The following is an 11,394-nucleotide window of genomic DNA, read 5'->3' as shown; positions in this document are numbered from 1 at the left end:
TAAGACTAATATGAAAAAGATATATATATTATCAATACTTTTTGCTGCCATCAGTCTTTCTTCGTGCGATGACTTTCTAGATGTGATGCCAGATAATCGTGCCGAAGTAGATTCGGAAGAAAAGGTGCAGAAATTGCTTGTGTCGGCATATTCGATGAATAGCTATATTATGGTAACAGAGTTATCTTCTGACAATTTGGATGATTATGGTCCAACAAATCCTTATACCAGTCGGTTCTGGGAACAACTATTCAACTGGATTGATGTGACAGAAGCCAATAATGAATCTCCTGCCAGAATATGGGAAGGATGCTATAATGCCATAGCATCGGCCAATCAGGCACTGTCGGCGATTGACGAAATGGGTAATCCTGAGTCGTTGCAGCCAGCCAGAGGTGAAGCCCTATTATGTCGGGCTTACGCGCATTTTGTTCTGGTTAATGTGTTTAGTCTTCATTACAGCCCGCTTCACTCGGATAAAGATCTGGGTATACCTTACATGGAGTCTTCGGAAACCGAATTGGATCCGAAGTACGAACGCCCTACTGTGGCCGAAAACTATGAATTGATTAAGAAAGACCTCGAAGAAGGGCTTCCATTGATTAACGATGCGGTATATTCGGTGCCAAAGTACCATTTCAATAAAAAAGCAGCCAACGCTTTTGCTTCCAGATTCTATTTGTATTCTCAGGATTGGGATAATGTGATAAAAAGTGCTACAAGTGCCTTGGGGGTTGCTCCGGCTTCCTTGTTGCGCAACAATGCAGAATTAGCTACATACCCTAGAGATATGACTAATGTGGGTACACAATACATCAGCGCGTCTGCTAAAGCAAACTTCTTACTGATGACCGGATACTCTACTTTAGGCCCTCTTTTTGGTCCATACTATACAGGTTCGCGTCATGCCCATGGTGCATTGATTTCTGAAACTGAAACCATACAAAGCAACGGGCCATGGGGCGATTACTTAGCTACATTTCATCTTGCACCTTATGTCTATAAGGGCACAAATCTGGATAAAACATTATTGCCACGTCTTCCTTATCTGTTCGAATATACAGACCCCGTGGCAGGAACCGGATATAGTCGTACTGTACATGCTGCTCTTACTGCCGACGAAACTCTATTGAATCGTGCCGAGGCATACATCTTGAAGAAAGACTATACGAATGCGCTTAAAGATATGAACCTTTGGGTCGCAAATACGCTTAAAACCGGATATGTATTAACCGAAGCCGATATTGTAGCTTGGAACGAACGTCATGGATATTATGAACCAAAGAATCCAACGCCAAGAAAAAAACTTGATCCGGATTTTGAGTTGGATAAAACTCAAGAGAACTACGTGCAATGTTTGCTATATCTGCGTCGACATGAAACGATGCACATGGGGCTAAGATGGTTTGATATGAAACGTTACGGTATGGAAGCCACTCGCCGTGTTATTGCTAGTGGAGAGGTATCCTCACTGGGTTCAACACTGACTAAAAGAGATAACCGTTATGCGATTCAAATACCAGCCGATGTTGTAGACGCCGGAATTACGCCTAACCCCCGTTAAGTATCTAACAAAAAGCTAATTTAAATAGTAAACACATGAAGAAGAATATTTTATATACGTTGTTAGTTGCACTATCTACTGTTGTTTTCGTTTCGTGTAATTCGGACGACTTGAATAGTACAAGTATATTTGTTGATTCGCCGGTAGAAATGACTAGTTTCGAGCAATGGATATACAAAGAATATACGGAAGTGTATAACATTGATTTCAAATATCGCATGGAGGACATTGAGTCTGACCTAAACTACAACCTATCTCCTGCCAAAGTTGAGAAATCAAAAGAAATGGCTGTTCTGCTCAAACACCTTTGTCTTGAGACCTATACGGAAGTAACAGGAAGCACCGATTTTATCCGCTCTCATTTTCCTAAAATAGTTCACATCGTCGGTTCAGCAGCTTACAATAATGCTGGTACCATGATTTTGGGTACAGCCGAAGGTGGTTTGAAAATGTCTCTTTATTACATTAATAATATAGAGTTGAATGACTATGCGCATCTCAAAAAGTATTATTTCAAGACTATTTTTCACGAATTTGCGCACATCTTTCATCAGAAGAGACCTTATTCAACCGATTTTAATGAAATCTCGGGTAGTGACTATGTTACAGACGATTGGAATGTAGCATGGGGACCGGGGGACGCTGGCGATGTAGTTGCTCGTAAATCCGGATTTATATCCGCCTATGCTTCTAAGGATGTAGATGAAGACTTCGTTGAACTACTTGCTTATTATGTTATCAATACTGAAGCAGAGTGGAATGCAATCATCGCCCAAGGTGGTGAGGTAGGTGCTCCAATCATGGAGGCAAAGTTTGAAATTGTGTATAATTACATGATAAATACCTGGGATATTGATTTGGATGACGTTCGTAGAGTATATTTGCGTCGCCAATCTGAGATTCCAAGTTTAGAATTTGCAAATTTACAATAAAGAGGATATGAAGAAAATATATTTATTGCTTTTAGCATTGCCATTATTATTAAGTTCTTGTCTATTTGATGATGATGACAAGTTCGACGAATCTGCGTCGGAGAGAATGACCCAAACGCTTCTTGATATACAGGAGGTACTGGAAAGCGCACAGAATGGCTGGTTAGTAGAATATTACCCCAATAAAGATCAGATTTATGGAGGATACAACCTGTTTATGAACTTTAGTGGAGGAAATAAAGTTGTAGTTGCTTCAGAAAAAGGGAGTGCAAATCAAACCATTGAAAGTATGTACGACTTGGTGCCTGATAATGGACCTACGCTTTCATTCAATACCTATAATGATTTTATACATTACTTCTCAGAACCAATGAATAAAGATGATATTGGTCCCGATGATAGCGGTATGGGTGGAGATTATGAATTTATGGTACTTGAAGCTACTCCGGAAAAAGTGACTTTGTTAGGTAAGAAAACACGCAATAAGATCTATATGACTCCTATCGCTTCGGAGAACTGGGCAGACCAGATGGAAGAGTATATTAGTGCTGCCGATAAATTCGATGAATTTACTAATTTCGCTTATACTGTAAACGGAATAGAAGCAACGGTAAAAAAGTCATATCGTTTTCTTACATTTACTTATGCTGGTGGGAATGATGAGGTTTCCACTCAAGAAATACCCTACAGGGTAGTACCTACAGGAATTTCTTTCTATACCCCTATAACAATTGGTGGGGCCGAGGTTCATTCTATGGATTTTAAAATGCAAGGCGATGATCGCATTTTTACAGATACTGGTGGAAGCAATGCAATATTAAAAGTAATGCCTCCTCCTCCAATTAACGAATTGTTTGTTGAAAGAACATGGTATATGGCATTAAGCGGATTCAGCCAACAGTCTAATTGGCTGCTCATTAAAACATTGATTATGCCTGGACTTGGTAAACCTTTGAATTGGATATGTTTGAGTCCATACGAACCAGGTATTGCTGGATTCTACTATAATGTCGGTGGAGAAACAGGGCTTGTTACCTTTACTTGGGATACTGTTGATGAGGATAAAGTTACTATTGCTTTAGAAGGTAGAGCGAATAATGCAGGTATAACCTATTGGCAAACTTATTTCTTCAGCTATCTGGCAAGACCTTTCAATGGAAAGACGTTCACTATTACAGAAGTGGATAGTTATTATAATCCGAAAGAAGTACTGTTGGTTGATGTAGATGATCCGACTAATACAATCAGATTTACGACTAAAGTTGTGTCTGACCCATTCAACAACTAACTAATGTTTTATTAGAGATACTAATAATTAATAGAGTGCTATAAAGGTCGCGTAAAAAAAGATGCGACTTTTATAGCATTTTTTTTAGATTGCACTAGCGGATGGCAAAGATAAATAAACTTTCCGATTAAGCTTTTGCTTTCAAAGATCACAAATAAAGAAGGAAGTCTGGTAATTCTCAAACAACACCGGTGACCAACCTCATTCCTTATTAAATGGTGGAGGTATCCAGTTTGTTTGATTCTGGACTCCTTGAAATTAAACTGTCTCATCCTATTCAAGTCTTGCAAAAAATAACCAATGATTAGAAATGCAGCTTCAAACCCGAGACTTTCCGGTTTTATAACATAGATGTGAGTTGATATATTTTCACGCTAAAGAATGGTATCAAATTACATTTTAGTATCTTTGTATTTAAGATAAGAAATATACCATTAATTAATTTTTAGTTATAATGAAAAAAGTGAATTTATTAGTCACATTTATGTTTGTATTGAGTTTGTTCTCGTGTGACAAAAAAGATTATTGTGAGAATATGGAGTTACCTTCGATTCCTATTATTACAAGGAGTGTACCGACTAAAGGCGATAGCATTTTGAATGGCAATGGCGATGATTTTTTTAATCCGATAAAAGTCCCACCTGTTGACTTTGATTTTTCAATTAATGGTACGGTTGGTTTACTCTGGAACGAGAATCTTGGTATTGGAACTCTTGTAACGGAATATCCGAACTTAGATGATAATTTAGTCATAGAAGTACCGTTCAATTCAATATTCGATTTTTCAAAGGACATTGATTTCCAGGCATATGTTAATATGAGGATGATTGGATTTGAATATTCTTGTAATAATGGCATTATTACATTTGAAATTAATCGTTCATATTGGGATGAGGGTAATGCTGAAGGAGGCATTTCTCTTGGGCTTCTTCCGAGATTGCTAGAAATTCGTTATGTGGATAGAATTCCTACTATATACCATCATGGCTCAGACTATGTTCTTGATAGGAGGGATTATAAAATATGTGTATCATTAGTAGATTTGAATTGATGTTTGCTCTATAGCTTACTGACCTCACTTCGGTGGGGCTTTCCTATGTCCTCGCGTTTTACGATCCTACCTTGACGCAATCTCTCAAAACAATAATTTATTCAAATAATCTTCTTATCTAAATTCGTTTTATCCCCCAAAAGCCGTCTAAAAAATAGCGACGGCTATTTTTTTAGATAATTTCATTAAACTTTAGCCATTTGCTAGCCAAGTACTAAAAGAAATCTGGCTGGGGTATGAATAAGATCGTTAGCTTTTATAAGACCTTTCACTCTATTGCATACAAAGGCACATTCACCATCCATTCCTCTTTATGATAGTCGGTTATTGAAGCCCGGATGGCTGTATCAGGCTTATACTTTTTACAAAATAACTTGAAACTTTTTGCTCTCAAATTTTCTTCGGATTTTACCTCTATAGGGATAATATCTCCATTTTGCTGAATCACAAAATTCACTTCGGAAGTGCTTCGCTCATTAGTCCAGTAACCAATATATCTATCACTATCCAAGCGGAGCTGTTGCATGATATACTGTTCAGCTAATGCTCCTTTGAATTCGGTAAAAATAGCATTGCCGTCAATGATTGTTTTAACATCAAGAGCAGTCATCGCTCCAAATACACCGACATCGTGCAGAAAGAGTTTAAAGACCGAGTTATCCTGATAGGCTAAAAGCGGCAAAGTTGGCTTTGATATTCGAAAACTCTTCAATAACAGCCCACAGTCTACTAGCCATTGAATAGCTAATTCGAAGTCCTTGGCACGTGCCCCCTCTTTCATCACCCCATAAATAAACTTCTTATTTTCTTTAGCCAACTGTGAAGGTATGCTTTGCCACACCATTCTTATACGCGGAACAATCTCAGCAGGAGCATGTTTAGAGAAGTCACCCTCATATGAATGTAATATTCTATTCTGAATATGACGAACCAAATTCCAGTCTCGTGTTTGCGTAAAAGCATCTACAACCTCTGGCATTCCACCCACATATAAGTAATAACGCAGATATTCCTTCAGCTTTTCAGAAAAGATGGAAATAACTCCCCAGTCTTTTTTCTTTAGAACATCGGCTAATGCTACTTCATTTAGTGACAATAAAAACTCTTGGAATGAAAGTGGACGCAAATCCATAAAATCAACTTTTCCAATGGGAAATGGGACCTTGCTGTGCAACCCCATTCCTAATAAAGAACTGGCTGCCACAATATGATATTGAGGTGCATTCTCACTGAAATACTTCAAAGAAGCAATTCCTTGTTCAGCAGCTTGTATTTCATCGAAAATAATAAGTGTATTTTCGGCTGTTATGGTAGTTTGAGTGTGAATTTGCAATACGGTTAATATTCGCTCGATATTAAAACCATTCGAGAAAAGGCCTTGCAATACGGGTGTTTCTTCAAAGTTGATGTAGATATATTTTGCATAAAACGTGTGACCAAATTCTTTCAAAAGCCAGGTTTTACCTACCTGTCGAGCACCACGAAGTATCAAAGGCTTACGAAACTGATTCTCTTTCCAGCTCTTCAATTCATCAATTTTCTCTCTAAACATATCTGTATATTGTTATTTATGTATAAAGTTACATTTTTACCTTGATAAAAATGTAGAGATTCACACTTTTATCAATGAATATCCGCGAGTATAGTAGAAAAATAGTAGTTTGTTGTTGATTGAGTAAAGTAATGTAGGCTTCTTAACAACCAATAGAACAAGTGGTTACTTCTTTAATCTCCAAATTCAATAATAAATATTTTAAGTTCTATCAAAAGTGGTTAAGTTGCTATATATTAACAACTTACGAAACTTACCAGTTCTGCGAAAACTTTGCAGGTTTCGTATATTGGTATGGTGATGCAGGAAGTAGCCATCAGACCTAATATTCGCATCGTCTTAAAGCCCGACTCTCAACTAATTGACGAGGTTATAGTTGTTGCTTATGGTACAGCAAAAAAGTCCGCTTTCACTGGTTCAGCTGCCGTAGTTAATGCAGACGAATTATCCAAACGTATCACGACAAATGTAACTGATGCCTTGGTCGGTTCTGTTCCAGGCCTTCAATTACGTGGTAGTACAGGAGAGCCCGGTGAAGGAGCCGGAAACATTAATATCCGTGGTATTGCATCCATGTATGCCAACACCGACCCATTGGTAATTGTTGACGGTGCTCCTTATACAGCCAGTTTATCTAATATTCCACAAAGTGATATTGAATCGGTTTCTATCTTGAAGGATGCTGCTTCGGCTGCTCTTTATGGTGCCCGTGGTGCTGCCGGCGTTATCATTGTTACAACTAAAAAAGGTAACACACAAAAAGCCGTTGTTAACGTAGACATGAAATGGGGTGTTAACAAACGTGGGGTTCAGGATTATGATGTAATTACAGATCCCGCACAATACTATGAAGCTTATTATTCTCAATTGCATAATTATTCTTTCTACGGTCAAGGCAACGATATTGTAACAGCAAACTCGTGGTCCAACAATAGAATGATCTCGGATCTTGGTTACAATATTTATACTGTTCCCGAGGGTCAAATGCTAATTGGCACAAATGGCAAACTGAATCCAAGTGCTACTTTAGGTCGTCGTTATACATATAATGGTACAGAGTACTATATGCAACCGGACGACTGGACAGATATGGCTTATAAGAGCGCATTACGTCAGGAATATAATGTAAGTGTTAATGGTGGCACAGATCGTTCCTCATTTTATGCCAGCTTTGGCTATCTAAACGAGGATGGTATTATTGAATACTCTGGTTATGAGCGTATCAGTGCAAGAATTAGAGCCGACCACCAAATAAAAAAATGGATGAAAATTGGCGCCAATGTTAGTTATGTAAATTCCGAACGTGAATCTAATCCTAATATGGACACCTCATTGGGATCAACCAACTTGATGTATTACACCACTATGATTGCTCCGATTTATCCGGTATATGTACGTGTTGTAGACGGATCGGGAAATGTAGTTATCAAAAAAGACCAATATGGTAACGATGCTTACGACTATGGTGTGGCAGCTTCAAATTATGGTGTAGGTCGCGCGTTTTTACAAACAGGAAACCCTCTTGGTTCAAACCGCTACAATGAAGTAATCACTGAGGGTAATCAGTTGAACGGTACATTCACTGCCGATGTTAATCTGACTAGTTACCTAAAAGCCAATGCTACAAGTACTATTATCTGGGGACAGACCAACAAATCTGATTATCAAAACCCATATTATGGTCCTAAAACCGGTGTTAATGGTGAAATAACCAAAAGTTCGACATCGGCTATGAGGACCAACCATATTCAAACATTGACTTATGCTCAGGATTTCGGCCTTCATAGTGTTACCGCTATGCTGGGACATGAATACTACAGGTCTGAGGTTAAGTTTTTGTCGGCTACAGCACAAGGAGGATTCTCTCCGGATATTAAAGACATCAATGCATTTGCCAATAAAGTTGATTCTAAATCGTATACAACAATATACAACGTAGAAGGTTATTTTGCCAGTGCTCAATACAATTACAATGAGAAGTACTATGCTTCTGCATCTTTCCGTCGGGATGCCTCTTCATATTTTGCAAAAGAAAACCGTTGGGGTAATTTCTGGTCTGTTGGTGGTGCGTGGCTGATGAATAAAGAAGCATTCATGGCTGATTATAGTTGGATTGACATACTAAAACTTAAATTGTCTGTTGGACAGCAAGGTAACGACAATATCGGTAGTTTCGCATACACCGATACGTATACATTGTCAAAGGCTTCCGATACTGCCATGTCACCTTCGTTCAGACAAATGGGTAATCCTGATATAACTTGGGAAACAACTACAAACTTTAACGCCGGTGTTGAATTCAGCATCTGGAAGGGTCGTTTGACTGGTAATGTAGATTTCTACACCAAAAAGACTACCGACCTACTGTTCTGGTTGTCAATACCCGAATCAGCCGGTTCACGTGGATATTATGGTAATATGGGAGATATCCGGAATACTGGGGTAGAAATGATGTTGACCGGTGCAATTGTTCGTACAAAAGATATTGATTGGACGGTATCTATGAACTTCTCGCATAATAAAACAAAAATCCTTAAACTTCCTGCATCGAAGGTTGCCGGCAATGGTGGGTTCTCTGAATCGAACTCGGCAAGAACATTCCAAAACTGGTACGAAGTTGGTGGCTCTCTTTACGTTCCATTCATGGCTAAATATGCTGGAGTAAACGAAGAAGGTATGGCTACCTATTGGGTCGATGAAACATTGGAAGGCTCAACCAGCAAACCTGGTACGCAATATTCTTATACAACAACCAACTTCAACGAAGCTACGAAGTACAAGCTTAAGTCAGCGCTTCCCGACCTATTTGGCGGTTTCAGTAGTACATTTATGGCATATGGTTTTGATGCAACAGTCACATTCGATTATCAGATAGGTGGTAAGGTTTATGACACCCGTTATCGCGCTTTAATGGCGCCCGGACAAAGTGCTGGTGAGGCCGGTTCCACTTTCCATAAGGACTATGTAAAGGCTTGGACTCCCGAGAATACATCAAGTAATGTTCCTCGTTGGCAATATGGTGACCAATACAGCGCTGCTGCTTCGGATCGCTTCCTTACTAGCGCCAACTACCTGAACTTCCAATCGTTCACCGTAGGTTATACACTTCCTAAGAAAATTCTCCGGAACTTCGCTATTGACAAAATTCGTGTATATGCAGCAGGTGAAAACCTGGGCTTCTGGTCGGCTCGTAAAGGTTTAGATCCTCGTTATTCTTACGATGGAAATACGCAGGTTGCCGTATACTCCCCTGTACGTAACATCACAGGTGGTATTCAGTTAACATTCTAATTAAAAAAGGAACATTCATTATGAAAAAGATATTTCTACCACTATTAACTGTTGCATTCGGGCTTACTATTGCAACAAGTTGCATCGATGAGGTCAACCCGTCGACCGATTATGTAACAGGCGATCAGGCGGGTAATGCCCCGGGATCGTATGATAACTTTGTAAATGCCGTGACTTCAACACTGACCGGTAAGTTTACTTATAGCGGATCAAGCACCACGCCTTATGACTATGGCTACCCTTCATTTTTCTTGAAACGCGATGTTATGGGACAAGATATAGCATTAGGTTACTCTGGTTCTTGGTATAGTACATGGTATGCTTGTGGCGTGGGCCTTGGACCCCAGTATGCTGTTTGTCAGTATCCTTGGACTTATTATTATGGTTGGATTAAAAACTGTAATACAGTATTGTCGCTGGCCGGTGAAACACCCGATGAAGATAAAATAACCGGTGCAGGTATTGCTTACGCTATGCGTGCAATGTTCTACATGGATTTGGCTCGTATGTATGCGCCAAAAACATACGGAACTGATAAAAATGCTGAAACGGTGCCTATTGTAACCGAAACAACATCTTTAGCTGATTTGGCAAACAATCCTCGCGCAACCAATGAGGATATATGGAACTTTATCATTTCCGACCTTACTAAAGCTGAAGAATATTTGGCTGGATATCCCCGTTCAGATATCTATACACCCGACTTGTCAGTTGTACAAGGTCTAAAAGCCCGTGCTTACCTGACTATGGAAGATTGGTCGAATGCCCAGAAATATGCCAAATTAGCTCAATCGGGTTATTCTATTATGAGCGAAACTGAATATACCAGTCGTGACACGGGCTTTAATACGCCTACTGCTTCTTGGATGTTTGGTTTGACATACAAGGCAGATGATCCTAACATTCTGGAAAATGACGCCGACTCTTCCTGGGGTTCTCACATGATCCTTGAAATAGATCCAGAGATCTCGGGTTGTGGCTATGCATCTAACTATGGTCAACAACAACTTATTGACAGACATTTGTATGAAACAATCCCAGCAACAGACTTTCGCAAGAACTGTTTTGTTGATTTTAAACTGGATGAATTAGGCACTGAAGCTGAAATAATAGATGGCTTAAAAGCTTATTCGGATTATCCGGATTGGGTATACAAAACAGGATATGATGGCTATTATGGTGCTGTTGGTGGTCTTTCTTTGAAATTCCGCGCTACCGGTGGTGGTGCTGGCCATGAGAATCAATATATCGGTTTCGTTGTAGCAGTTCCGATGATGCGCGTTGAAGAAATGGTCCTGATTGAGGCTGAAGCTGCCGGTATGCAGAACGAGGGTAATGGTATTGCATTGCTAACTGCTTTCGCTAAAACTCGTGATGCATCTTATGTATACGGAACTCACACCGATACTTACGGTAATAATTCGACTTCTACTTTCCAGAACGAAGTGTGGTGGCAGCGTCGCGTTGAGCTTTGGGGAGAAGGTTTTGCCACTTTCGACATCAAACGTCTTAACAAAGGTATTATCCGTAGCTATGCAAACAGCAACCACCTGGAACTCAATCGTTGGAATACCACCACTACTCCCGATTGGATGAACTGGTGTATTATTCAGACAGAGACCAACTTTAATTACGCGTGTACAAACAATCCTACACCAGTCAAACCCACTTCAGATTCTGAAGAGCATAGCTGGTAACAGTTTAGGTATATTAATA

General features: G+C 39.4%; 6 protein-coding genes and 1 pseudogene. 6 read left to right on the top strand and 1 reads right to left on the bottom strand.

The window, feature by feature from the left end; all coding sequences use genetic code 11:
- Positions 1 to 10 precede the first annotated feature (10 nt).
- The 4 genes from D0T87_RS13510 to D0T87_RS13495 all read left to right on the top strand — a co-directional run bounded on the left by D0T87_RS13510 (position 11) and on the right by D0T87_RS13495 (position 4,835).
- Positions 11 to 1,564: a RagB/SusD family nutrient uptake outer membrane protein gene (locus D0T87_RS13510; protein WP_163175666.1), complete on the top strand. Its 1,554-nt coding sequence runs from the start codon at positions 11 to 13 to the stop codon at positions 1,562 to 1,564.
- Between the two features lie 35 nt (positions 1,565 to 1,599).
- A complete protein-coding gene (locus D0T87_RS13505; RefSeq protein WP_163175665.1) occupies positions 1,600 to 2,496 on the top strand; it encodes a putative zinc-binding metallopeptidase in 897 nt (298 codons plus the stop codon).
- Positions 2,497 to 2,503: 7 nt separating this feature from the next.
- Complete coding sequence (locus tag D0T87_RS13500; protein WP_163175664.1) at positions 2,504 to 3,784, top strand: DUF4302 domain-containing protein; 1,281 nt, start codon at positions 2,504 to 2,506, stop codon at positions 3,782 to 3,784.
- A 454-nt stretch (positions 3,785 to 4,238) separates the two neighbouring features.
- The gene (locus D0T87_RS13495; protein ID WP_163175663.1) at positions 4,239 to 4,835 is read left to right on the top strand and encodes a hypothetical protein; all 597 of its coding nucleotides are present in this window, start codon (positions 4,239 to 4,241) and stop codon (positions 4,833 to 4,835) included.
- Between the two features lie 268 nt (positions 4,836 to 5,103).
- On the opposite strand, the gene D0T87_RS13490 is transcribed toward D0T87_RS13495, so the two are convergent.
- Complete coding sequence (locus tag D0T87_RS13490) at positions 5,104 to 6,387, bottom strand: ATP-binding protein (protein WP_163175662.1); 1,284 nt, start codon at positions 6,385 to 6,387, stop codon at positions 5,104 to 5,106.
- A gap of 267 nt (positions 6,388 to 6,654) precedes the next feature.
- Here D0T87_RS13490 and D0T87_RS13485 point away from each other — a divergent pair.
- A pseudogene (locus tag D0T87_RS13485) lies at positions 6,655 to 9,678 on the top strand (SusC/RagA family TonB-linked outer membrane protein); the annotation flags it as partial.
- Positions 9,679 to 9,698: 20 nt separating this feature from the next.
- Positions 9,699 to 11,375, top strand: coding sequence for a RagB/SusD family nutrient uptake outer membrane protein (locus tag D0T87_RS13480; protein WP_163175661.1), 1,677 nt, complete (start codon positions 9,699 to 9,701; stop codon positions 11,373 to 11,375).
- Positions 11,376 to 11,394 lie beyond the last annotated feature (19 nt).

This window comes from Bacteroides sp. 51, from assembly GCF_010500965.1.
In the GTDB taxonomy this organism is placed as follows: Bacteria; Bacteroidota; Bacteroidia; order Bacteroidales; family Bacteroidaceae; genus Bacteroides.
The sequence above is the reverse complement of the archived record's forward strand: the minus strand, read 5'-3'. Positions and strand labels throughout refer to the sequence as shown.